Here is a 23,020-nt window from a genome sequence, read left to right as displayed (position 1 = left end):
CGGCAGCGGAGGATAGGGGGCGTCGCCGGTCACCCGCACGACTTTACTGGTCCGGCCGGATTACGGAATCCAGCCGACGTGCCCGCGCAGCGCGGCGTAGCCGACGAACGCGACCGAATCGATGGTGGCGTGCGCGATCACGAGAGGCCACAACCGTCCGGTCTTCTGCCAGTACCGGCCGAACACCAGACCCATCGCGACGTTGCCCAGCCCGCCGCCGAAGCCCTGGTAGAGGTGGTACGTCCCCCGCAGCAGCGCCGACGCGAGCAGCGAAGAATTCTCGCTCCACCCGAGTTGCCGCAGCCGGGTGATCAGATACGCGACGACGAGCACTTCCTCCGCGCCGGAATTCGCGATCGCCCACAGGATCAGCGCGGGCAGACGCCACCAGTGGTCCCCGATCGTGCTGGGGACGACGGTGAGGTTGGCGCCGATCGCGCGGGCCAGCAGGTAGAAGCCGAGCCCGGGCAGACCGATCAGTGCGGCGAGCCCGACACCGTGCGTCGCGTCGGGGCGCCAGCGGAATCGGCCGAGCCCGACGTCACGTGGGCCGGCACCGCTCCGCCACAGGAGATACAGCCCCAGGGCGCCCCACGCGAGGAGTTTCACGACGCCGAGCAGTTGCCGGGCGACGTCGATGATCTGGTTCTCGGCGCGGGCGACGTTGAGCGCGACGGCCTGGTCGGCCAGGTTGCCGGGTGTGAGCAGCGATTCGGTCAGCGACAGCAGTCCCGACAGCCCGCTCGTCCCGAACGTGACGAGCAGGACGATCGTGATCTCGATCCACAGGGCCCTGCGCTCGGTGCCGGCGGCCACCGGGGCGGCCGGTTCGGGTGAGGCCGGCTGTAGCCAGGAGGTGAGCGTTGCGCGCGAGATCACGCCGCACACGCTAGCGTGCGGCGAACCGGAAGGCCGGTCAGCCGCGCGCGCGGAGTCCGTTCACGAACGGGCATCCCACCAGCAGCCGGATCGCCCTGCTCAGGGCGACGGCGTCGTCGACCGGCGCGGAGAACGGCATCCAGATGTCGCGATCGCCGTGGTCGTTCTCGACGCGCAGTCGCAGTCCGTACCGGTCGATGCCCAGGGGGCGGACGCGTCCGCGCCGCATGTGGGGCGGAAGTTTGCGCGACAGCATGTCGATGAGGTCGCGGTGGTCTTCGTCGAGGTGCTGGAGCCAGGCGGTCTCCATCTCCCAGAACGGGTCGGGCCGGGCGGCGAGCAGATCGTCCAGGGCGACGGGTTCGGCGCCACTCGAATCGGCGACCACCGCCGATTCGAGACGCAGTTGCAGCAGCGTCGCATCGTGTCCGACGTCGAGTAGTCCGGGGTGCGGGTATTCGGAGGCCACCTCGTCGGCGAGGGTGCGGGTGTGTGCCTCGCACAGCGCGTGGAGGTTGCCGCGCAGCCAGACGAGCGACCGCACGGGCTCGCGCAGCGCGAGCGGTGAGTTGTCGGTCAGTTCGAGCACGGCCGGGATTCCGCCGCCGCCGGCGAGCCAGGACAGCGTGGCGGCCGCCGACTCGGTGGGCACCGCGACGACGACGTCGCCGCTGGACCGCAGGTGGTGGACCGACGTGACGGTCGGTGCGCTGCCTTCGACGGCGAGTACCGCGTCCTGGGTCCGTGCGCACGAGCTACGCACACGCTCGGCGGTGGACGGACCGGTGGTCGTGACGGGCATGGAGCCTCCTTCAGGGTTCCGCGATACTGAGGTAACCCTAACCTAATGTGACGGAACCGGCGAGGGCAAGACCCGAAAAGATTCCGGTCCACGAGGCGGGCATACGGTGGGAAGGTGGCCATACCTCTCTCCCTCGGTGTTCCGCGCTCCCGCGGACCGCAGTCGTTGCTCGCGGATCTGCTCAGCGGGACCCGGGACACGAGCCCGGCCGCCGGTGGCGCATTCGGACCGCGGGTGGTCGCGGCGTCCGCGCTGCTCGACGCCGTCGGCACCGACGCCGGCCGTGTGATCGTGGGGCTCGACGTCGACCCGGCCGTTCTCCGCACCAGCGAGCAGGCCTCCTACGAGGCGGTCCGGTTCCACCTCGACTGCCCGGCGGGCCAGCTCGGCGACGCGGTCGCGCTGCGGCTGCCGTCCCCGCTCGCGGTGTTCGTCGTCGCGGACGGCAGCGACGACGCCGGCCTGGCCGAGACGGCGCAGCACCTCGCGGACGTAGGCCGCATCCCGGGACTCGCGAGCGGGCACTCCATCGGCGAGGTCGCCGACTTCCTCGCCGTCCTCGCGCACGCCGACGTCGGATACGTGGCGCGGGCCCGTGACACCGCCGAGGTGCTCGCGCTGCTGTCGGGGACGGTCGCGTCCCTCCGCGGCGACGACGTGCGGGCGGCGCTCGCGACCCCGGATCCCACGAGACTCGCCTCGCTGATCCCCGAGGCCGCGGAGGCCGTCCGCGAGGTCCTGCTCGGGGTCGAGGTCGACGACCCGGTGCTCGTCGCCGGTGAGCTGGCGGACGCGGGTCTGCGGTAAAACATTCACCGTCAATGCGCCGGACCGTCAACGCTCGGTGCGTAATCTCGTAGTCGTGCCAAAGATCGCGTATTTCGGACCGTCGGGAACCTTCACGGAGATGGCGCTCGCCCAGCTCGAGGCCGAGGGTGCCTTCGACGGGCCCGTGGAGCGGGTGGCCGCGACGAGTCCGCCCGCCACCCTGGCCATGGTGCGTGACGGCGTCGTCGACGGCGCCGTCGTTCCCATCGAGAGCTCCGTCGAGGGCGCCGTGGTGCCCACCCTCGACTCGCTCGCGCTGGGTGACCGCCTGCAGATCGTGGCCGAGACCGAACTCGACGTGGCGTTCACGATCCTCGGCGGGGCGGGCGTCGAGCGGCTCGACCAGGTGCGCACCGTGCGGGCGTACCCGGTGGCGGCCGGTCAGGTGCGAATCTGGCTGGAGGAGAACTGCCCCGGCGCCCAACTCCAGACGGCGTCCTCCAACGCCGGCGCCGCCGAGGACGTGGCGAACGGCCTCGCCGACGCCGCCGTGTCCACCGCCCTCGCCGGCGAACGGCTCGGGCTCCGCAGCCTCGCCGACGGGGTCGCCGACGAGAAGAGCGCCCGCACCCGATTCGTTCTGGTCACCGCGCCCACCCGGGTGCCCGCCCGCACCGGCGGCGACCGCACCTCCGCCGTCCTCGAACCCCACAACACCCCCGGCTCCCTCGTCGGTGTGCTCTCCGAGTTCGCGACGCGCGGAATCGATCTCATCCGCATCGAATCACGCCCGGTGCGCACCACCCCCGGCCTGTACCGCTTCTTCGTCGACTGCATCGGGCACATCGAGGACCCGCTCGTCGCCGAGGCGTTCCGTGCGCTGCACCGGAAGTCGCACGTGCGGTTCCTCGGGTCCTGGCCCGCCGCCAACCCGAGCGGCCCGCCCCCGCCGTCCGACGGAGACGCGGCGGACTGGATCGAACGAATCCGTCAGGGAGAGAGGGAATCGTGAGCGGCAGGCTGATCCTGGTCCGGCACGGGCAGACCGAGGCGAACGTCGAGCGCAGGCTCGACACGAGGCTGCCCGGCGCCCGGCTGACACCCGAAGGACTCTCCCAGGCGGAGCGGCTCGGAAACGACCTCGCCGCACGCGCGACGACGGCCGCACTCGTGTCCTCGCAGGCACTGCGCGCCCGGCAGACGGCGCGGTTCGTGGAACTGGCGTCGGGCATCGCCGTCCAGGTGCGGGAAGGACTGCACGAGGCGCAGGCCGGTGAACTCGAGGACCGCAGCGACGAGGAGTCGCACAAGCTGTTCATGAAGACGTTCCACCTGTGGCACACCGGCGAACTGGACGCCCGAGTTCCCGGCGGGGAATCCGCCAACGACATCCTCGACCGGTACGTCCCGGTCGTGGACTCCCTGCGTGAGCAGTACCTCGACGATCCGGCGGCCTCGGGCGACGTCGTGCTGGTCAGCCACGGCGCCGCCATCCGGCTCGTGGCAGCACAACTGGCCGGGGTGCCGGGGCTGTTCGCCGCCAACAATCACCTGGCCAACACCCAGACGGTGGAGTTGACCCCGCTCGCGGGCGGCAGCTGGGAGTGCGTGCGCTGGGGAACCGTGGAGCCGCCGTTCGAGCACCGGGTGATCCCCGGCGCCGACGATCCGATGGGGTGACGTCGTTGCGCGCACCCTGCGGTTGCGCGACGATGGAGGAAACCGTCCTCGAGGAGTGACGGCGTTGGATTGGTTCGTTGGCGAAAACTATTCGCTCGGTCGGCTGCTCGTCACCGAGGGGCTCGCCGCGATCTACCTCGTCGCGTTCCTGGCCGCGAGAAACCAGTTCAGGCCGCTCGTCGGCAGCACCGGGATGCTGCCCATCCCGAAGTTTCTCCGTGCCGTCCCGTTCACGCGTTCGCCGAGTATCTTCCACCTGCACTACTCCGACCGGTTCTTCGAGGGGATCTGCTGGACCGGCGCCGGACTGTCGCTCGCCGCGCTGCTCGGTCTGACGCAGGTCGTCCCGCTCGCCGTGTGCATGCTGGTGTGGTTCGCCCTGTGGGTGCTGTACCTCTCGATCGTCAACGTCTCCCAGCTCTGGTACAGCTTCGGCTGGGAGTCGCTGCTGCTAGAGGCAGGTTTCCTGGCGATCTTCCTGGGCAACGCGTCGGTCGGGCCACCGATCCTGGTGCTGCTGATGCTGAGGTGGTTGCTGTTCCGGCTCGAATTCGGGGCCGGGCTGATCAAGATGCGCGGCGACCGATGCTGGAAGAACCTCACCTGCCTGTACTACCACCACGAAACCCAGCCCATGCCCGGACCGTTCAGCTGGTACTTCCACCGGCTACCGAAGCCGCTGCACCGGGTCGAGGTGCTCGGCAACCACTTCGCTCAGCTGGTGGTGCCGTTCGGGCTGTTCGCGCCGCAACCGGTCGCGGCCGTCGCCGCGACGATCATGATCGTCACCCAGCTGTGGCTGGTGGCGAGCGGCAACTTCTCGTGGCTGAACTGGACGACCATCGTGCTCGGTCTGTCCGCCATCCCCGACAGCGTGTACGAGACGGTGCTGCCCGTCGACGTCCCGGCGGGCAGCGACTCGGCGCCCGTCCCGTTCGCTGCGCTGGTGATCGCGGTGACCGCGCTCGTCGTCGTGTTGAGCTACTGGCCCATTCGCAACCTGATCTCCCACGGCCAGCGCATGAATGCGTCGTTCAACAAATGGCACTTCGTCAACACGTACGGCGCGTTCGGCAGCATCACCCGGGTGCGGTACGAGGTGATCGTGGAGGGCACGTCCGACGCTCATCGCGGCCTGCATTCCGAGTGGAAGGAGTACGGCTTCAAGGGGAAACCGGGTGACGTCAACCGGCGGCCGCGCCAATTCGCGCCGTATCACCTGCGGCTCGACTGGTTGCTCTGGTTCACGGCGATCTCGCCCGGCTACGCCGAACCGTGGTTCCGGGGGTTCGTCGAGCGGCTGCTGCGCAACGACCCGGACACCCTGAAGTTGTTGCAGTACAACCCGTTCCCGGATCAGCCGCCGAAACATGTGCGTGCGCGCATGTACCGGTACGAATTCACCACCTGGAAGGAGCGCCGCGAGACCGGTGCGTGGTGGAAGCGGCAACCCGTGTAGGTCAGCGGAGCCGGTCGGCCAGCGATTCCAGCGCCTGCCGCAGGCGTTGCGGGGTGCCGGGGCTGAGCGACGACCACGCCACGCCGTGCGCGGACACACTGGACGTGCCGACGATGCGCCCGGCCTCCGTGTCGAATACCGTGACGGGCCCGCCGACCGGATCGTATTGCCCGTCGCCGTAGACGATTCCGACGATCTCGGCGTAGGTGGTGCAGCCGGCCATCGCGTTGCCCAGAACCGTCGCGTCGACCGCGGGCACGCCGAGCACGGCGAGCGCGGCCGCGAGCGACTTGCCGTCCCCGCCCTGATCGAACGCCGCGCCGAGTTGGACCGTGGGTGCGTTGACGACGCCGGCGTTCAACGGTTCCACCGCCCCCAGCGCACCGATCACGGGCGCGAAGATGTCGGCGCCCGCATCCTGGACGACGTACGTGTCGCCGGCCCGCAGGGCCAGCACCGACAGTGCCTCGCCCCGGGAGACGCACAGTCGCGAGATTCTGCCGTCGACGTACCAGCGCAGGGCGATCTCCCACAGCGGCCGGGCCAGAACCCGCAGGCGGTCGGCGAGTTCGGGGTGGACCCCACCGCCCGGGAGCAGATCCCGGGCGGCGAGGGCGCCGGCGGCGCCGCGGAACGCGGCGTCCCTGGCGTCGTACGTGTCGTACCGCGGGGTGGCGTCGAGCACCACCGGCAGCACGTCGAGCGCGAGCGTGTCGACGAGATAATCCATTTCGTCGAGGCTCAGGGTCACCGCCGGCAGGGTCGGTACGCCCGGCTGGGTGCCCAGGTCGATCAACGTCCCGACTCCCGGTGGTCGGGGTTCGCGCCGATGACCGAGGGAATGACCGTGCGCCCGTCCGAGAAGTGCTCGAAGTTCTTCAGGTAGTCGGGGGTCTCCCGCTCGTCGTCGTCCTGTGAACCGGCCGCGCCCGCCCCGCGACCGACCGACATCGGTCCGCTACCGGTGCCGCCGCGCGTCGCCGCGGCCGGGTTCACGTCGGCGCGAACGTCTCCGATCACCCCGCCGGGTGCGGCTGCCGGTGCGCCGGGCCGTGCCCCCTGGCCGCCGTCGGTCCTGCCCCAGCCCTCGGGCAGCGTCGCCCCGCCTGCCGCGCCGGCGCCGATGCCACCGACGGAGGTGCGGGCGGCCGCGGCACTGGTCGCCGCGGAACCGCCGCCGTACGAGCCACCGGACAGCACCGGCGCACCGCCCATCATCGGGGCGGCGCCGCCACCGGTGACCGCGGACAACGCCGCGCCGCCGATGTTGCTCGCCGCCGACGTGGCGGTGGAGACGGTGGTGCCCGCGATGCTGCCAACCTGTGACGCGGCCGTGGTGACGGCCGGGTTCTGGCCTGCGGCCATCAGAGCGGCCGCCGCGGCACGTGTCGGATCGAATTCACCGTCGGCCGGGATTTCGTCGAACGTCCCGACCTCCTTCGAATCGGCCTTGGTGACGATCCGCGGGGGCTGCCGGTACGCGCGCTTCAGTGCCAGGATGTTCGACGCGGCCTCGTAACCTTCCATCACGAGCCCCGCGCGGATGTCCATCGCACGGTCCGCGGCCTCCGCGGCCGCGGCGGTGCCGTTGAGCGCACCACCCGTCGTGTACGCGGTGGCCTTCGCGGTCTTCACGGCGACGATCTCGGGAATACTCGGCATGATGAGCGCGGCGGTGGTGTACGCGCCCGCTTCGAGCCCCGCCTTCGCGGCCGTGTCCGCGGCGAGTTCCGCGCATTCGGCCGTCCACACCGTGAACGGCGTGATCTTCGCGAGTGCCGCGACCGCGGACACACCCTGCCAGCCGGCCGCGAGTTCGGCCATCACACGCACCAGCGTGAGGTTGGCGTCGACGAAGCTGGTGGACAGCGCCGTCCACGCCGCGCTCGCCACGCTCAGCGGCACCGGTCCCGCGCCCGCGACGAGGGTGGTCGAGTTGACGGTCGCCCCTCGGGGCAACCAGATGACACCTGTCAGTCCCATGGTCATGTCTGATCTCCTGGTGGTTTCGAGGCGCCGGCCGTCACATGCCCGCAGCGAGGGTCGCGCCGAGCGCGACGTCCTCGGCGACATACAACGCGGCCTGGGTGCGGAGCGTGTTCGCGGTCTCGCGCATCTCGAGAATGCCCTGCGCGACAGCGGGGGTGAACGTGCCCGCGACGGTGTTGAAGTAACCGGCGGCGTGCAGGGAGACCTCTTCGCTCCCGGAGGGGAGCACACGGATGGCCGCGGAGTTGAGAGCGACCGCTGCCTCGAGACGCGCGGCGAGCGCGTCGAGTTCCACGGCGGCGGCGACGAGAGCTTCAGGTGCGACGTGCAGATCCGGCATGTGCGACGAACTCCTTCTTGACCTAGGCAGGCGGAAGGCAGTTGCCCCCCGGCAAACGAACTGCATGTGCAGCTGTCCCTACACACTTGGACGCTGCACCGCGCTCTTCGGTTCCCCCCGATCCCGAGAAATTCTTCTCGGGAAAACCGTTCATCCCCAGCCGAGCTCGTGCAAGCGATCTTCTTCTATCCCGAAGTAGTGCGCAACCTCGTGTATCACGGTGACGGCGACCTCGTGGACGACTTCCTCCTCCGAACTGCAGATTTCGAGGAGGGCGTCGCGATAGACGGTAATCGTATCGGGCAGCGATCCGCCGTAATGACTGTCCCGCTGCGTCAGGGCGATCCCGTGATACAGGCCCAGAAGATACGGGTCCTCGTCGTTGCGGTCGTCGACCAGCACGACGACGTTGTCGATCGCTGCCGCGAGCTGGGGTGGGATCAGATCGAGTGCGTCGCCCACCAATTCCTCGAATCGGTCGGGCGTCATGCTCACCGCCACATCAGTTCCCGGGGGGTGGGGCCGCGCCGGGGAGCGGCGTCGGCATCGACCTGCCCTCCGGGACCGGCGGCGGAGGCACGGGCGCGGCGCCGTTGATGAGGATCTCGCCCTTCGCCGAACCGGTGATGGTCGAGAAGCCGCCTGCGTCGGTCTCCTTACCCACCGAGCAGTTCACCCGTCTGCTGCCCGCGAGCCAGCTGTCGAGTTCCAGGTTGTCCCAGAACAGCGTGAGCGTCTTGTTCCGCAGCGCGTCTGCGGAACCGAGGTATTCGTTGGCGGCCTGCGTGCACACGCCTTCGAGATACTTGTCCTGATCCTCGACGGACGGCATCGACGACGGGAACTGGGTAGCCAGGTCGACGACGGAGATCACTTCGAAGGCATGGGGTTGCGCGCAGTCGACGGGATCGGTCGGCACGTTCTGGTTGATGCCGATGCAGGTGCCCGGGTCCCAGATGTTGGATTGGTCCTGCTCGGCCACCTTCCCGGTGAACGGCAGCAACGTTCCTGCCGTGCTGGAGAATTGGAGGCCGCACCGCAGGGTGCGTTCGCCCGCGGCCCAACCGGACTCGCTGGGGAACATCAGGCCCACACTGAACTTGCCGTACGGATCGAACTTCGCGCCGAGATAGGAGTCGACGGCGGGCACGCAGTGCTCGTCCCGCAGTGCGGCGAACCGCAACGCACCCGGGTAACGCGAACCGGGACCGAACTCGGCGCCGGGATACACGCTGAGATCCAGCGGCGCCGCCACCTCGAACCGGTGCTCGTCCGCACAGTCGACCTTCGCGACGTCCTTCCGGTCTTCCTGGGGGTCGTTCGACGGCGTCCAGTCGAGGCAGTCGCCCGCCGTCGCTGAAGAGAACGCGTCGCCCTCCGCCGAACCCGTCGCCTGCGGTCCGGCACCCGTCGAGTGCGTGGGGAGATTCTCGCTGCGGTTGAAACCGCCGGCGATCGCGACCGTGGCGATCGCGGCCACCACGGCACCTGCCGCGACGGCCGCGAGCGCGCGACGCGTCGTGGTCGCGGACATGCTGCGGGGAGCCTTCTCCGGTTGCCCGGCATTCTGCGGCTGGGGGTCGGCGCCGTTCGACTGATCTGAGGACATCGATTTCCATAATGCCCGTTCCGATCGAGGAAGCAGAACAACTGCCGCAATCGGCTCGAACCCGGCGTACCTTCGACAACCATGAGCGACGACTCTCAGCGCTCCGCCGAGCCGGTGGATCCCGAACTGCAGGAGCTCGCCGGGCGCGTGTTCGATACGGCACGATCCGGCGACGCCGTGTCCCTCGCCACGTACCTCGACGCGGGCGTCCCGGTGAACCTCGCCAATCAGAACGGCGACACGCTGGTGATGCTGGCCGCCTACCACGGTCACGCCGAGGCCGTTCAGGTTCTGATCGACCGCGGGGCCGACGTCGACCGGCTCAACGACAAGGGGCAGTCCCCGCTGGCAGGGGCGCTGTTCAAGGGCGAGGACGCCGTCGTGCGAGCCCTCGTCGCCGGTGGTGCCGACGCCACCGCGGGCCACCCGACCGCCGTCGACGCCGCCCGGATGTTCGGCCGCGAGGACCTCCTGACCCTGCTGGAACCGAAACCGGAGTGAGCCGCTCGGCGGCGCCCGGTAGGGTTTGAAGCCGTGATTGACCTGAAGTTCCTCCGCGAGAACCCCGACGCCGTCCGCGAGTCGCAGCGCACCCGTGGCGAAGATCCCGCCCTGGTCGACGCGTTGCTCGAGGCCGACGCGTCCCGTCGCGCCGCCGTTCTCGCCGGCGACAACCTGCGTGCCGAGCAGAAGGCGTTCGGCAAGAAGGTCGGTCAGGCGTCCCCGGAGGAGCGTCCGGCCCTGCTCGAGGGATCCAAGGAACTCGCGGCCAAGGTGAAGCAGGCCGAGGCCGAGCAGCACGAGGCGCAGGCCGCGCTCGACGCCGCGCACCGGGCGATCTCCAACGTCGTCCAGGACGGCGCCCCCGCGGGCGGGGAGGACGACTTCGTCACACTCGAGACGGTCGGAGAGATTCCGGCGTTCGACTTCGAACCCAAGGACCACCTCGAGCTGGGTGAGTCGCTGGGGCTGATCGACATGGAGCGCGGCGCGAAGGTCTCGGGCGCCCGCTTCTACTTCCTCACCGGCTTCGGCGCCATGCTGCAGCTGGGAATGCTGCAGCTGGCCGCACAGAAGGCGATGGCCAACGGCTTCCAGATGATGATCCCGCCGGTGCTGGTGCGGCCGGAGATCATGGCGGGTACCGGGTTCCTCGGCGCCCACGCGGACGAGATCTACCACCTCGCCGACGACGACCTCTACCTCGTCGGCACGTCCGAGGTCCCGCTGGCCGGGTACCACTCGGGGGAGATCCTCGACCTCGCCGACGGCCCCAAGCGGTACGCCGGCTGGTCGACGTGCTTCCGCCGCGAGGCAGGCAGCTACGGCAAGGACACCCGCGGCATCATCCGGGTGCACCAGTTCGACAAGGTGGAGATGTTCACCTACTGCAAGCCCGAGGACGCCGACGCCGAGCACCAGCGCCTGCTCGCGTGGGAGCGCGACATGCTCGCCGCCATCGACGTGCCGTACCGCGTGATCGACGTGGCCGGCGGCGACCTGGGGTCGTCGGCAGCCCGCAAGTTCGACTGCGAGGCCTGGGTGCCGACGCAGCAGGCGTACCGCGAGCTCACGTCGACGTCCAACTGCACGACGTTCCAGGCACGTCGCCTCGGCGTGCGGTACCGCGACGAGAACGGGAAGCCGCAGACGGCCGCAACCCTCAACGGCACCCTCGCCACCACCCGGTGGATCGTCGCCATCCTGGAGAACCACCAGCAGTCCGACGGCACCGTGCGGGTGCCCGAGGCGCTCGTGCCGTTCGTAGGGACGGATGTTTTGAAACCGTGATGCGCCGCCCCGAGATTTTGGGAAGGCTACCCTTGCGCGATCGCGAGAATGATGTAACCCTTACCTAATCCAGTTGGTTGGTGAGGAGCTCCATATGTTCGTGTGCATCTGCAAGGCCGTGACGGAAGACGAAGTGCATGAGCACTGTGCCGCCGGGGCCGACAGCGCGGATGCGATCGGTGAGCGGTGCGGTGCCGGCTGGGGATGTGGAACGTGCGTAGATCGGTTGAAGGAGATTCTGGGCGAGCGGACGGTCGTCGGTAGCACGGCCGCGTGACAAAACTGCAGCACAACTGAATCCCGCGATTCGCCACACCGTGGTATCGCCAGTGGTACGTTCGCCACAACCGGGGCGAACGGAGAAGTCATGCGTGGCGACGACGAGATCATTGCTCTTCTCAACGAACAGTTGACCAGTGAGCTGACCGCGATCAACCAGTACTTCCTGCACTCGAAGATGCAAGCCAATTGGGGATTCACCAAACTTGCGGACAAGACCCGGGCGGAGTCCATCGAGGAGATGACTCACGCCGAGATCCTCACCGACCGGATCCTGTTCCTCGAAGCGCTTCCGAACTATCAGAAGCTGCTGCCGCTGCGCATCGGGCAGGACCTGCGCGAGCAGTTCCACTCCGACCTCTCCATCGAAGTCGAGGTCGTCGAGCGCCTGCGTCCGGGCATCCAGATGTGCCGCGAGAAGGGCGATGCCACGTCGGCGAAACTGCTCGAGGGGATCCTCAAGGAAGAAGAGGATCACATCGACTACCTCGAGACGCAGATCGAGTTGATGGACAAGATGGGCGACCAGCTCTACATGGCCCAGCTCGTCGATCAGCCGCCGACCGTCGGCTAGGTCGAAAACGGGGTGAGACCCCCGGCGCGGAGTGCGAGACTGGGCGCGTGAGATACCCCGCCGCCCAGCCTTGACCCAGTTCGCAGCGTTCTCTCGCCGTCCGCGTGGTCGGCTACGTGTCGACGCGCGACCTCATCCCGCTCTACGGTCTCTACGACCTGCTGTTCGCCGACCACGGACTGAGCGTCGGTCAGATCTCGTCGCTGTTCGTCATCTGGTCGGTGGTGTCGTTCGTCGCCGAGGTGCCGTCCGGTGCCTGGGCCGACACGGTGTCGCGCCGCGGCCTCCTCGTCCTCGCGTCCGTGCTGTACACGGCCGGTTTCACCGTGTGGATCCTGGTGCCGTCGTATCCGGGATTCGCCGCGGGTTCGTGTTGTGGGGAATCAGCGGCGCCATCTCGTCGGGCACGTTCGAGGCGCTGCTGTACGACGAGCTCGTGGCGCGAGGCGCCGCCGCCTACTTCGCCAAGTTGCTCGGCTACGCGAACTCCGGCGCCATGGTGTGCAACCTTCTCGCGACCCTGACCGCAGCGCCGCTGTACGTTCTCGGCGGGTATCCGCTGGTGGGGTGGGTCAGCGTCGGGGCGACCGCGGTCCACGGCTGCTTCGCCGTGCTGCTGCCCGCCGCTGGCCGTCCCGTGCTGCTGTCGGCGGTCCTGGTGCGCCGGTGGCTGCCGCCGCTGGTGCACGAACGGGACGTTCGTTCGATCTGACCGAACGAGCGTCCCGTTCGTACGACGGGTCAGAGCTTCGTGGACCGCAGTTCGTGCCCCTTGGACGTCTTGCAGCGCCCCGACTCGAGGTCCCACTGCCAGCCGTGCAGGTTGCAGGTGAGGTTGGTGCCGTCGACGACGCCGAACTTCGACAGGTCGGCCTTCAGGTGCGGGCAGCGCCGCTGGATCTCGTAACCGCCGAGTTCGATCGACGCGGAGTCGTCGTGGGCCTCGGCGAACCAGCCGTCGGCGTACGCGATGCGCTCGTCGGTGAGGCACTTGAAGAACGTGTAGAGGAACTCGTTGTACCCGCCGACGCGCCACGCCTCGAAGCGGGTGGACAGGAAGATGGTGTTCACCCAGTCGGGCTCGTCGTCGCGCAGCACCGTGCGCACCAGTTCGGGGGCGATGCGGAAGCCGTACCGGTACTTGCCGTCCTTCTCGCCGCGCGGGCGGACGGTGCGCGCCGGGAAGTCGAGGACGACGGTCTCGTCGCCCATCACCAGGCCGACGGGGTAGCCGATGCCGTCGCAGATCAGGTCGGACTGCTTCATGATCGGCTCGAACTTCGCCTTCAGCGCCTCGAGCAGCGGCTCACCCTCGGCGGGGGCCCACGTGGCCTTCTCGGCGGCGAGGACCGGTGCCAAGCGCTGCGCCATGTCCTCGATGTATGCGGCCTTATCGGAGAAGATCTTGTCGACCTCGGCGTCCGGGATCGGGTGCGTGAGCGTCAGCTCGGCACCCTTCATGTCCGCGGTGGACCCCGGGATCATCAGGATCCCGCCGTCGTTGCCGTGGATCCGCATCTGCTCGAGGAACGTGATCTGGTCGGGGAAGATGTTGCCCTCGTCACCCCGGTCGTCGTTCAGGTAGCGCAGCGCGTCGTCGAGGAACACGGGCGGCCCCGCGGACGGCACCACCCACGTGGCCGCGACCTGCTCGATGTAGCTGCGACAGCGGTCCATGCCGCGCTGACGCTTCTGCTTGCCGAAGTTGGCCTTCGTCTTGGTCGGAATGTCGTAGACCATCGGGTACCAGATGGCGCCCGAGTACTGCAGCAGGTGGATATCGATCTTGCCGAACTCGTCGTGCAGGACGTCCATGTCGACGGGCCGGGCGTCGTTCATGTTGAAACAGGTGGTCTCGCCATCGGACACCACGAGACCCGAGTCGCCGATCGGACCGTCGGCGGGCGCGCGCAGCGCGATGATCATGATGTCCAAGTCACCTTTGGGCCCGGTGACCTTGTGCTTGACGGAGTCCTCGGTCTCGAAGAATTTGTGGAAGCCCAGCGCCTCGAGCTCACGCCTGAGGTCCGGCACCGGATAGTCGGGGAGCAGCACGGTCGCGTCTTTGTCGACGTGCTTGGCCAGGTTCTCCGGGTCGAAGTGGTCCTTGTGCAGGTGCGACACGTACAGGTAGTCGCAGTTGCCGAGGGTGTCCCAGTCGAGCTGCGTGTTGTCCGGAAACGGGAACCAGGACCCGAAGTACGCGGGGTTGACCCACGGGTCGCACAGGATCGAGCCTGCCTCGGTCTGGATGTGGAATCCGGCGTGTCCGACGCTGGTGACCTGCACTGGTATGCCTCCTGGGAGCTGAGCGACTGTTCCAGGGTAGGCGTTCCCCCCAGGTGAGTGACAATGCGCGCTCCAGCACACCGTGCCACTCACGTGCGGTCAGGTCACTTCGCCCAGGCAATATCCGTCGGGTCCGATGGACAGCGTGACCTGCTTGGTGACGGTCACACCGGACACGTCGGTGACCGGAACGGACACGTCCAGGTAGTCACCGCGGACGGGTGTGGCGGTCATCGCGTCGGCGGCGAACGCGGTGGTCCCGGCCAGGACGTCGGGGTCGAGCCGGAGCGGCGGACGGCCGCCTGCGCCCGTGCCCGCCGGGTCCCATGGGCTCAGGCCGGGGCAGATCAGCGGGTAGGCGGTCTCGGTGTCCGCCCGGTTCACCGGCGCGCCGGACTCCCGCGACAGGAACCGGGTGACGGCGTACTCGGCGTCGGCGGGGGTGTAGAAGTCGACGGTCCCGGCGGGGTGGACGTGGGGGCAGGCGTAGCCGGACGCGATCTCGCTGCGTTTGACGGACACCGTGGTCCCGCCGCCCGTCCACGACACCGCGAACTGCCCGTCGAGGCCGGGTTGCGCGAGCGCCCCGAGGATTGTGGACGCGTCGGCGTACTGGTCGGCGGCCTGCGCGGGCGGCAGCGTCCAGCATTTCGCGGGGACGGCGGCGGGCCGGGTGACCAGGTCGGTGGCCCAGGCTCTGACCGCGTCCACCGCCGCGGGGTTGCCGGGCACCTCACCGACGACCACCTGCGGCACGGGGGCAGGCGGTGTGGTGGTCGTGGGCTCGGCCGCGGAGGTGGGCGCGGACACGGCGTCGGCCGGGGGCTCCTCCGTCGGGATGCCGGACTGCGAATCGCACGCCGCCCCCGCCCCGAGGATCACCGCGACGACCGGCGCGATGAGCGCCCTCCTGCCCGTGCCACCCATGTCCAGCGCGCCCTTTCTGTCGACTCCCCACCGAATGTCCGTCCCCGACGGCGGGCCAGATCGCGGATACCCGGCTACGCTAGCCGATTGTGGAACCCGTCTACCGAACCGTCATCGGCATCGCCCGCACCGTATTTGCCCTCGAGGGGCTGAAGTTCACGGTGAAGGGTGATCAGCACATTCCGGCGACGGGTGGGGCGGTGATCGCGATCAATCACACCGGCTACATGGACTTCACCTACGCCGGACTTCCGGCCCGCAGGGTGAAGCGGTACGTCCGCTTCATGGCGAAGAAGGAAGTGTTCGACAACAAGATCTCGGGCCCGATCATGCGCGCGCTCAAGCACATTCCGGTCGACCGGGCCGCCGGCTCGGATTCGTACAAGGCGGCCGTCGACTTCCTGCGTCGCGGCGAACTGGTGGGCGTCTATCCGGAGGCCACCATCAGCCGGAGCTTCGAGATCAAGGAATTCAAGTCGGGTGCCGCGCGGATGGCGATCGAGGCGAATGTGCCGATCGTCCCGGTGGTCATCTGGGGCGCACAGCGGGTGTGGACCAAGGGGTTCCCGAAGCGTCTGGGCCGCACGAACACTCCCATCTCGATCGCCGTCGGTGAGCCGATCCAGCCGTTCGAGCCGGCGTCCGAGCTGACCGAGAAGCTGCACACCACCATGACCGCGATGCTCGCGGACCTTCAGCAGGGGTACGACCACCCGGCAGGGGAGTACTGGGTGCCCGCGCGACTCGGTGGCAGTGCGCCGACGCTCGACGAGGCGAACAAGATGGACGCCGCCGACGCCGAGGCGAAGGCGCAGGCCCGCCGGTCCCGGGAGACCGGTAGCTAGAGACGGTGGCGGTGGAGCCGGTCTACGCGGCTGTCGAGTCGACGGCCAGGGCGTTGTCCCTGTTCCAGGGGCTGAGGATGACGCGAGTCGGCCTCGACAACATCCCCGCCGAGGGCGGTGCGGTGCTCGCGGTCAATCACACCGGGTACCTGGACTTCGTCCAGCTGGCACTCGCGGTCGGTGCAGTGGACCGCAAACTGCGGATCATGGCCAAGGCCGAACTCGCGAACAACAAGGTGATGGCGTTCCTGATGCGCGGATGCGGGGTGATCCCGGTCGACCGGACCGCGGGAGCGGGCGCCTACCTCACCGCGGTGGAGCGGCTGCGCGAGGGCGAACTGGTGGGGGTGTACCCGGAGGCGACCATCAGCCGGAGCTTCGAGATCAAGGAACTGAAGTCGGGTGCGGCGCGCATGGCGATTGATGCCGGGGTGCCGATCGTGCCCGTCATCGTGTGGGGTGCTCAGCGGATCGCCACCAAAGGCCGGCCGAGACAACTTGGACGGCACCGCTTCCCGGTGACCGTTGAGGTGGGACGGCCGATCGAGCCGCGCGAACCGGCGGACGCCCTCACCGAGACCCTGCACGCGGAGATGGACGCGATCCTGCGCCGGGTGCAGGACGGATTCGACCATCCGGCGGGCGCGTACTGGGTGCCCCGACGTCTCGGTGGCAGTGCGCCGACCATCGAGGAAGCCACCGAGCTGGACCGCCGCGAGGCGGAGGAACGCCGGTCCCGGTAACGGCCGCCCGGTGGCGTCGCGGGCCCGGCAGGCAGAATGGCTGGGTGAGCCCAGACCGACCGAGCCTTGTAGCGTCCGATGTCGACGGCACCCTGATCGGGGAGGACGAGCGCATCAGCGCCCGCACCCGGGACGCCGTCGCGTCGGTCGTCGCGTCGGGGACACCCTTCGTGCTGGCCACCGGCAGGCCCCCGCGCTGGATCCATCCCGTGGTCGAGGGCCTCGGCTACGCGCCGCTCGCCGTCTGCGCGAACGGCGCCGTCATCTACGACAGCGACAGCGACCGCGTGCTCAGCGCCGCGACCCTGGACGTGGACACCCTCACCTGGCTGTCGGCGATCGCGCTCGACGTGCTGCCCGGCGCCGGTCTCGCGGCCGAGCGGGTCGGGGTCAGCGCCCACGACGCCGCCACGCCGCAGTTCGTCAGCTCGCCCGGCTACCAGCACGCGTGGCTCAACCCCGACAACACCGAGATGTCCGAGAACGAGGTCGTCGCGGCCCCCGCGGTGAAGTTGCTGATCCGGGTGCCGGAAATGTCCAGTCAGGCGATGGTCGACGCGCTGGCGCCGCACATCGGGCGCCGCGCCGACGTCACGTTCTCCACCGACAACGGGCTGATCGAACTGTCGGCGGCGGGCATCACGAAGGCGTCCGGGCTCGCGCTGGTCGCGGAGCGGCTCGGCGTAACGGCGTCGCAGATCGTGGCGTTCGGCGACATGCCCAACGACATCCCGATGCTGAACCTCGCGGGCCGCGGTGTCGCCGTCGAGAACGCGCATCCCGACGCCAAGGCCGCCGCCGACGAGGTGACGGCCACCAACTGGGACGACGGGGTCGCGAAAGTACTCGAGCGCTGGTGGTCCTGAGACCACCAGCGCCCGAGAGGGGGTAACCCGGTCAGCCGGCCGGAACCGGTGCCGGCTCGACGGGAGCGGGCGCGGGAGCCGGTTCGGGTGCAGGTGCAGGTGCCGGAGCGGGCTCGGCGGGGGCAGGCGGAATCTGTGCCGGGTCCGCGGGCGGTGCGACGGGAGCCGCGGCATTGACCCGGGCGCCGTTCTTGTAGGCCTCCGCGTAGGTGTCGTTGTACGTCTTCAACACCTTGGTCACGATGCCGGTGAGCTCGTTGAAGATCAGCGAGCCGTTCTCGAAGTCGGTGCGCAGACCGCCCGGGATCGAGTACTCGTCACTGGTCGGCAGGCCCAATTCACCGTTGTCGGCCCCGAGGCTCTGCCACGTCTTGAAGATCTGGCCGAGGACCGCCCACACGCCGCCGTTGGGCGAGGTGAAGATGGCGCCGTTGGCGAACTCTGCGCCCGAGTTCCCGGCCTTGGCCTGCAATAGTCCCGTGATGGCCTGGCCGAGCCTGCCGGTGTCGCCGCCTTCCGCGACCCACTTCTGGGCGACGGGCGACGGATCGGTGAGCCGCAGCAGTTCGTTGACCAGGGCGGGGATCCCGGCGCCGAGGCTGCCGCTGGCATCCGTGCCCGGACCGCCGGACGGCGCCGGAGCCTCACCCGCGTGTGCGTCCGAGGCCAGCGACGCGTTGCCGCCAAGGTTGGCGGCCGCGATCTGCCGGATCTCGTCCATGTGCGAGTACGCCGCGTCGCCCGGGCAGGACGTGTTGCCGACATCGCGGTGCGCGAAGATCACCGGCAGGTCGACGGCCTCACCCTCCGCGTACGGGGTGAACTCGGTGCCCTCGGAGTACATCGTCGTCTCGCCGAGCGGGTCGAGTCCGGCATTGCCGAGCTTCCAGCCGAGGAACTTGCCGACGGCGTCGAGCGTGGCCTGCGGCGGATCCTCGGACGAGAAGTCGCCCATCATCGCGACGCCGGTGGTGTTCTCGTTGAACCCGCCCGCGTGTGCGCCCTGGACGGGACGGTCGAGACCGCCTGCGCGGCCCTCGAAGATCTGGCCGTATTTGTCGACCAGCGCGTTGTAGCCGATGTCGCACCAGCCGAGCGTCTGCGCGTGGTACGCGTAGATCGCCCGGACGATCTCGGCCGATTCGGCCTTCGAGTAGTCGTTGGCGCCCGCGGTGTGGTGCACGGTTGCACCGCCGATGAAGTCGTCGTAGTCGGGGTCCTGGCAGCGGATGGACTCGTCCGCGCCCCACTGCTGGCGGCTGATGACCTTGGGGCCGCCGCTGTCGAGCGGGCTCGCGATGTCGCTGAGCGTGGCGTCGCCGGGGCCGCTGCCCGGTTCGATGAGCACGGCGGTGACGTCGTCGGCGCCCGCTCGTGCCGGCTGCTGTCGCAGCGGCGTGTTGACGGCGGCGGGGGTGTACCCGAGCGGCGCGGCCCCGCCGGCGGCGGGCGCCGGTGCGGGAGCGGGTGCCTCGGGTGCGGGAACCGCGTCCGGTGCGGGTGCGGGTGCGCCCGCCTGGGCGGGTGCGGAGGTGGGTGTGAGGATCTGGATCGCCTTCGTCAGCCCGACGTAGACGGGTTCGGTGGCGACCGTGCCGTCCGACGCGGTCTTGTCGGTGCGACGGGTGTCGATCATGTCGGGGGAGACCCACTGTCCCCACGTTCCGTCGGCCTGCAGCGCACGGACCTTCGACTCCGCGGACGCGAGGGATTCGGACGTGAGCGCCACCATGCTGAACGGGGTGTCGCGGGACAGTTCCTTGACGATCGCGCCGGGCTGCTGATCGGCCGGGGGCAGGATCGCGGGGTCGGAGACGTCGCCCGGGGCGGGGATTTTCAGCGGGATCTGCAGGCTCGGGATCTGGATTCCGCCGGGGAGTTGCACGTTGCTGGGGATGTGGAGGTACGGCGGGATCTTCAGGTTCCGGAGGTCGCCGATGTTGACGTCCGGCAGGTTCAGCCCGGTCAGTTCCTTCAGCGGGATCACGATGTCGGGGATCTGCGACAGCACTACCTGCGCGATCTCGGTGGACACGGCGGAGTTGGAGGTTTCGTTCGTGGATCGGACGTCCGAGGGTGCGCTACTGATGCCGTAGACCGCAACGGGACTTGCGACAGCCAGCGCGGCGACAGCCCCGAGGACGATCGAGGGCTTCGGTCGACGGTGCGGCAAGGGGGACTCTCCTCAGTTGTAGTTTCCTGCGAGCGACCTCGCGTGTCTGCAACTCGTGATGCTTGTGTGACGGAAGAGACTGTTGTTGCTAACTCCAATCACTCTTGCCACACTAGTCACACAGGTCCATAACGCTCAACCTTACATTGAGACTTTATCCCGAATTTCTCGGACCCGCTGAGACGAGGTGCACGCCCCGTCTCAGCGCTCGTTGTTCAGCGATGAGGAGTGCAGTGATGGCGAAGACCGAATTCGGGGTTCGTGCAGGTAGACCTGCCTGGACTCGCAGGAGGCGGTACATCGCGGGCCCTCCCGCCCCGCGCGGGTTCAGGGCCAGACTTCTGCGCGCGTCGGCGCTCGGCATCGCACCCGTCCTCGTCGTCGGCGCCGTCACCGGCGTGGTCGTGCAGGTGCGCTCCTCCGGCCAGGACGTCCGGGAAACCGTCGCCTCCGACACGCCGTTCACGCTGTCCGGGCACGGCAACGGCCACGGCCGCGGGATGGGCCAGTGGGGCGCCTACGGATACGCGAAGGATCAGGGGTGGGCGGCCGAGCGCATCCTCGGCCACTACTACGGCGGCACCACACTCGGCACCCTCGCCGACGCGCAGATCAGCGTCCGGCTGCAGGCGCGTGACGACCAGCCGCTCGACGTCTACTCCGACGCCGGCGCCGTCGTCGCCGGCAAGCCCGTCGGACCGGGCGAGGCCGTCCACCTGACGCCGACCGCGGACGGCGGCGCCAACGTCGTCGTCACCCGCGGATGTGCCGGCGACGTCCTGTGGCAGGACGCCACCGACCACCCGTGGGTCGACCCGGTCGACCTCGCCCCGGACCGTCCCGCGAACGAACACCTCAAGCTGTGCGCCGGTGACACCCCCTACCGCGGCGCCCTCGGGGTCGCGCTCGACGGCGCCGCCGTGCGCACCGTCAACGTCGTCGACATGGACGACTACCTGCTGGGTGTGGTGCCCGCCGAGGCGAAGGCGGGCTGGGCCGACACCGGTGGGGCCGAGGCGCTTCGGGCGCAGGCCGTCGCGGCCCGCTCCTATGCCGCCGCCGAGAACCGGGAAGAGTACGCGAAGACCTGCGACACCCAGAGCTGCCAGGTCTACGGCGGTTCCTCGAAGGAGGACCCGCGGACCACGGACGCCGTCCGTTCCACCAAGGGCATGATCCTGACGAAGGACAACAAGCCCGTCGCTGCCGAATTCTCCTCGTCCACAGGCGGATACACCGCCGGCGGCGAGTTCCCGGCCGTCGAGGACCAGGGCGACACCGTGTCGCCGAACCACGACTGGGTGGTGACCCTCACCGCGGGCGACATCGCGTCCGCGTTCAACGTCGGCGAGCTCGAATCGTTCGAGGTGGTCACCCGCAACAACTTCGGGGTCGACGGCGGACGCGTCACCGGTGTGAAGGTTGTCGGAACGTCGGGGACCGCCGAGGCGACCGGCGCCGAGGCGAGGGCGAAGCTGAAGCTCAAGTCCGACTGGTTCACCCTCGGTGACGGACTCGCTGTCCCGGCTCCGCCTGCCGTCCCCGGCGAACCCGACCCGTCCATCCTCGCCTCCGCCGGCGAGGACGAGGACACCGTCGGCACCACCGAGGGTTCGCCGATCGCCGAGAAGTACAAGGAACTCGGCGGGGTCAACAGCACACTCGGCGCGCCGATCGGTCCCGAGATGATGCTGCCGTCGGAGGCGGGGAAGTTCCGGATGTTCACCAACGGCACCATCATCTGGACGAAGAAACTGGGGGCGCAGGTGATCGACGCCAGCGTGCTCCGCGAGTGGCTGCCGACCGGCGGCAGCTAAACGGAAGACAGCGGAGCGGCCCCCTCGAGCACGGCGAGCATCCCGTCGACCGACTCGGCCCAGCCGAAGTCCTCGGCCCGCCGCCGGGCCGACGCCCGGCGGGTGCGGGAGGGGATCTCGAGGATGCCGCTCACCGCGTCGGCGAACGCCGGACCCCGGTCCCGGGCCAGGGCGCCGCAGCCGGGTGTGATGATCTCGGCGAGAGCCGAAGACTGTGACGCGACCACCGGCGTGCCCGCCGCCAGCGACTCGAGCGCCGACAGGCAGAACGTCTCGTGCGGTCCGGGCGCCAGCGACACGTCCGCCGACGCGAACAGCGACGCCAGGCGGCCCTTGTCGCTGATGAACCCGGTGAAGTGCACGGGAAGCCCCCGGGCCCGGTACTGAAGCGCCTCCCGCCGGGGGCCGTCGCCTGCGATGACCAGCCGGGCGTCGTGCCCCTGCCGCCGCAACAGCCGGACGGCGTCGATGCTCCGTTCCACCTGCTTCTCCACCGACAACCGGCCGCAGTGCAGAAGGAAACGCTGCGCCGGATCGGCGAAGGAGTCGCGCATCTCCTGGTCGTGTTTGCCGGGGTGGAACATCGCGAGGTCGACACCGAGCGGGACCCGGTGCAGGTTGGGGGCCCCGATCCGGGTGAACTCCTCGCTCGCGAAGTCCGTCGTGCAGACCACGGCGTCGTAGTTGCGTGCCATCCGGCGGTTCGCGACGTCGGCCCAGCCGCGGGCCACGCGCCGGGGAGCGAACTGGCCGAGCAGCCGGTCGAGGCGCTCGTGTGACACGACGACACTGCGCACCTCGCGGGCGCGGGCCCAGCCCCCGAAACCGCGCAGCGTCAGCCGGTCGGACACCTCCAGGACGTCCGGTCCGAGCCCGGTGACGACGTCGGCCACCCGGCGCGGATCGACGACGCGATAACCCCCGGTCCAGGGGATGGTCGGAGCGGACCGGGTGATCCGCAGGACCCCACTCGGCAGCAGCTCCTCACAGTCCCGCTGACCTGGGACGACGAGGATCACCTCGTGTCCGCGTTCGACGTACCCCTGACCCCAGTTGTGGAGGGCGGTGCGGAGCCCGCCCGACCGCGGTCCGTAGAAGTTCGCCAGCTGGACGATGCGCACCCGCTCATGAAGCGCGATCGCCGCGTCGACGCGAACAACGAGGTCTGCAGAACCGGTGAATACAGGGAG

General features: G+C 69.3%; 23 protein-coding genes and 1 pseudogene. 13 read left to right on the top strand and 11 right to left on the bottom strand.

From position 1 onward, the window contains the following. Nucleotides 1-60 precede the first annotated feature (60 nt). Entirely contained in the window at nt 61-879 is an 819-nt protein-coding gene (locus BLV94_RS25360) for a CPBP family intramembrane glutamic endopeptidase (protein WP_072938656.1), read from the bottom strand. 37 nt (nt 880-916) lie between these two features. Next, nucleotides 917-1,681 (bottom strand): DUF2470 domain-containing protein, encoded by a 765-nt coding sequence (locus tag BLV94_RS25355; RefSeq protein ID WP_007298301.1) that lies wholly within the window; start codon nt 1,679-1,681, stop codon nt 917-919. Nucleotides 1,682-1,795: 114 nt separating this feature from the next. On the opposite strand from BLV94_RS25355, the gene BLV94_RS25350 reads away from it, so the two are divergent. From BLV94_RS25350 to BLV94_RS25335, 4 genes are read left to right on the top strand one after another with little or no spacing between them, the layout of a single operon-like run. Beyond that, on the top strand, nt 1,796-2,488 hold the full coding sequence (locus BLV94_RS25350; RefSeq protein ID WP_072938653.1) for a hypothetical protein: 693 nt from the start codon (nt 1,796-1,798) through the stop codon (nt 2,486-2,488). A 55-nt stretch (nt 2,489-2,543) separates the two neighbouring features. Beyond that, on the top strand, nt 2,544-3,461 hold the full coding sequence (gene pheA / locus BLV94_RS25345) for a prephenate dehydratase (protein ID WP_072938652.1): 918 nt from the start codon (nt 2,544-2,546) through the stop codon (nt 3,459-3,461). Further along, the gene (locus BLV94_RS25340) at nt 3,458-4,129 is read left to right on the top strand and encodes a histidine phosphatase family protein (protein ID WP_072938650.1); all 672 of its coding nucleotides are present in this window, start codon (nt 3,458-3,460) and stop codon (nt 4,127-4,129) included. Before pheA ends, BLV94_RS25340 begins: the two co-directional genes overlap by 4 nt. A gap of 55 nt (nt 4,130-4,184) precedes the next feature. Then, the gene (locus tag BLV94_RS25335; RefSeq protein ID WP_072938648.1) at nt 4,185-5,588 is read left to right on the top strand and encodes a lipase maturation factor family protein; all 1,404 of its coding nucleotides are present in this window, start codon (nt 4,185-4,187) and stop codon (nt 5,586-5,588) included. Nucleotide 5,589: 1 nt separating this feature from the next. Here the strand turns inward: BLV94_RS25335 and BLV94_RS25330 are convergent, their stop codons facing one another. The 5 genes from BLV94_RS25330 to BLV94_RS25310 form a co-directional block, all read right to left on the bottom strand. After that, the gene (locus tag BLV94_RS25330) at nt 5,590-6,384 is read right to left on the bottom strand and encodes an ESX secretion-associated protein EspG (RefSeq protein WP_072938646.1); all 795 of its coding nucleotides are present in this window, start codon (nt 6,382-6,384) and stop codon (nt 5,590-5,592) included. Next, on the bottom strand, nt 6,381-7,577 hold the full coding sequence (locus BLV94_RS25325) for a PPE family protein (RefSeq protein WP_072938644.1): 1,197 nt from the start codon (nt 7,575-7,577) through the stop codon (nt 6,381-6,383). The genes BLV94_RS25330 and BLV94_RS25325 overlap by 4 nt, the downstream gene beginning before the upstream one ends. Before the next feature lie 34 nt (nt 7,578-7,611). Then, nucleotides 7,612-7,917, bottom strand: coding sequence for a PE family protein (locus BLV94_RS25320; protein ID WP_072938642.1), 306 nt, complete (start codon nt 7,915-7,917; stop codon nt 7,612-7,614). 150 nt (nt 7,918-8,067) lie between these two features. Further along, a complete protein-coding gene (locus BLV94_RS25315) occupies nt 8,068-8,418 on the bottom strand; it encodes a metallopeptidase family protein (protein ID WP_072938640.1) in 351 nt (116 codons plus the stop codon). Nucleotide 8,419: 1 nt separating this feature from the next. Next, a complete protein-coding gene (locus tag BLV94_RS25310; protein ID WP_072938637.1) occupies nt 8,420-9,526 on the bottom strand; it encodes a septum formation family protein in 1,107 nt (368 codons plus the stop codon). An 81-nt stretch (nt 9,527-9,607) separates the two neighbouring features. Between BLV94_RS25310 and BLV94_RS25305 the strand changes: the two genes are divergently transcribed. From BLV94_RS25305 to BLV94_RS25285, 5 genes and pseudogenes are all read left to right on the top strand, one after another. Further along, entirely contained in the window at nt 9,608-10,027 is a 420-nt protein-coding gene (locus BLV94_RS25305; RefSeq protein WP_072938635.1) for an ankyrin repeat domain-containing protein, read from the top strand. A 33-nt stretch (nt 10,028-10,060) separates the two neighbouring features. After that, a complete protein-coding gene (serS, locus tag BLV94_RS25300; protein ID WP_072938633.1) occupies nt 10,061-11,317 on the top strand; it encodes a serine--tRNA ligase in 1,257 nt (418 codons plus the stop codon). Nucleotides 11,318-11,411: 94 nt separating this feature from the next. Beyond that, complete coding sequence (locus BLV94_RS25295; protein WP_012691106.1) at nt 11,412-11,594, top strand: (2Fe-2S)-binding protein; 183 nt, start codon at nt 11,412-11,414, stop codon at nt 11,592-11,594. Between the two features lie 90 nt (nt 11,595-11,684). After that, the gene (bfr, locus tag BLV94_RS25290) at nt 11,685-12,170 is read left to right on the top strand and encodes a bacterioferritin (protein ID WP_072938629.1); all 486 of its coding nucleotides are present in this window, start codon (nt 11,685-11,687) and stop codon (nt 12,168-12,170) included. 104 nt (nt 12,171-12,274) lie between these two features. Continuing rightward, nucleotides 12,275-12,798, top strand: a pseudogene (locus tag BLV94_RS25285) (MFS transporter); the annotation flags it as partial. 113 nt (nt 12,799-12,911) lie between these two features. On the opposite strand, the gene BLV94_RS25280 reads toward BLV94_RS25285, so the two are convergent. Both BLV94_RS25280 and BLV94_RS25275 read right to left on the bottom strand, forming a co-directional pair. Further along, a complete protein-coding gene (locus BLV94_RS25280) occupies nt 12,912-14,459 on the bottom strand; it encodes a Rieske 2Fe-2S domain-containing protein (RefSeq protein WP_072938627.1) in 1,548 nt (515 codons plus the stop codon). A gap of 99 nt (nt 14,460-14,558) precedes the next feature. Continuing rightward, nucleotides 14,559-15,386, bottom strand: a complete 828-nt coding sequence (locus tag BLV94_RS25275; RefSeq protein ID WP_072938624.1) for a hypothetical protein — start codon at nt 15,384-15,386, stop codon at nt 14,559-14,561. Nucleotides 15,387-15,475: 89 nt separating this feature from the next. On the opposite strand from BLV94_RS25275, the gene BLV94_RS25270 reads away from it, so the two are divergent. Genes BLV94_RS25270 through BLV94_RS25260 form a run of 3 tightly spaced genes read left to right on the top strand, consistent with a single transcriptional unit; the run spans nt 15,476 to nt 17,840 of the window. Next, nucleotides 15,476-16,231: a lysophospholipid acyltransferase family protein gene (locus BLV94_RS25270; protein WP_072938622.1), complete on the top strand. Its 756-nt coding sequence runs from the start codon at nt 15,476-15,478 to the stop codon at nt 16,229-16,231. Between the two features lie 11 nt (nt 16,232-16,242). Then, nucleotides 16,243-16,974, top strand: a complete 732-nt coding sequence (locus tag BLV94_RS25265) for a lysophospholipid acyltransferase family protein (protein WP_072938761.1) — start codon at nt 16,243-16,245, stop codon at nt 16,972-16,974. Between the two features lie 44 nt (nt 16,975-17,018). Further along, on the top strand, nt 17,019-17,840 hold the full coding sequence (locus tag BLV94_RS25260; RefSeq protein ID WP_072938619.1) for a Cof-type HAD-IIB family hydrolase: 822 nt from the start codon (nt 17,019-17,021) through the stop codon (nt 17,838-17,840). A gap of 31 nt (nt 17,841-17,871) precedes the next feature. On the opposite strand, the gene BLV94_RS25255 is transcribed toward BLV94_RS25260, so the two are convergent. Beyond that, nucleotides 17,872-20,013, bottom strand: coding sequence for an N-acetylmuramoyl-L-alanine amidase (locus tag BLV94_RS25255; protein ID WP_072938616.1), 2,142 nt, complete (start codon nt 20,011-20,013; stop codon nt 17,872-17,874). Between the two features lie 236 nt (nt 20,014-20,249). On the opposite strand from BLV94_RS25255, the gene BLV94_RS25250 reads away from it, so the two are divergent. Beyond that, complete coding sequence (locus BLV94_RS25250; protein WP_072938613.1) at nt 20,250-21,830, top strand: SpoIID/LytB domain-containing protein; 1,581 nt, start codon at nt 20,250-20,252, stop codon at nt 21,828-21,830. Here BLV94_RS25250 and BLV94_RS25245 read toward each other — a convergent pair. After that, nucleotides 21,827-22,951: a glycosyltransferase gene (locus BLV94_RS25245; protein WP_072938611.1), complete on the bottom strand. Its 1,125-nt coding sequence runs from the start codon at nt 22,949-22,951 to the stop codon at nt 21,827-21,829. The genes BLV94_RS25250 and BLV94_RS25245 overlap by 4 nt on opposite strands. Nucleotides 22,952-23,020: the final 69 nt, after the last annotated feature.

The organism is Rhodococcus koreensis, assembly GCF_900105905.1.
GTDB lineage: Bacteria > Actinomycetota > Actinomycetes > Mycobacteriales > Mycobacteriaceae > Rhodococcus_F > Rhodococcus_F koreensis.
The sequence above is the reverse complement of the archived record's forward strand: the minus strand, read 5'-3'. Positions and strand labels throughout refer to the sequence as shown.

Excerpts from the sequence above, each read along its gene's own strand:
- BLV94_RS25355 (WP_007298301.1), bottom strand. The coding sequence starts at position 1,681 with ATGCCCGTCACGACCACCGGTCCGTCCACCGCCGAGCGTGTGCGTAGC.
- BLV94_RS25325 (WP_072938644.1), bottom strand. The coding sequence starts at position 7,577 with ATGACCATGGGACTGACAGGTGTCATCTGGTTGCCCCGAGGGGCGACC.
- BLV94_RS25320 (WP_072938642.1), bottom strand. The coding sequence starts at position 7,917 with ATGCCGGATCTGCACGTCGCACCTGAAGCTCTCGTCGCCGCCGCCGTG.
- BLV94_RS25310 (WP_072938637.1), bottom strand. The coding sequence starts at position 9,526 with ATGTCCTCAGATCAGTCGAACGGCGCCGACCCCCAGCCGCAGAATGCC.
- BLV94_RS25305 (WP_072938635.1), top strand. The coding sequence starts at position 9,608 with ATGAGCGACGACTCTCAGCGCTCCGCCGAGCCGGTGGATCCCGAACTG.
- BLV94_RS25295 (WP_012691106.1), top strand. The coding sequence starts at position 11,412 with ATGTTCGTGTGCATCTGCAAGGCCGTGACGGAAGACGAAGTGCATGAG.
- bfr (WP_072938629.1), top strand. The coding sequence starts at position 11,685 with ATGCGTGGCGACGACGAGATCATTGCTCTTCTCAACGAACAGTTGACC.
- BLV94_RS25275 (WP_072938624.1), bottom strand. The coding sequence starts at position 15,386 with ATGGGTGGCACGGGCAGGAGGGCGCTCATCGCGCCGGTCGTCGCGGTG.
- BLV94_RS25250 (WP_072938613.1), top strand. The coding sequence starts at position 20,250 with ATGGCGAAGACCGAATTCGGGGTTCGTGCAGGTAGACCTGCCTGGACT.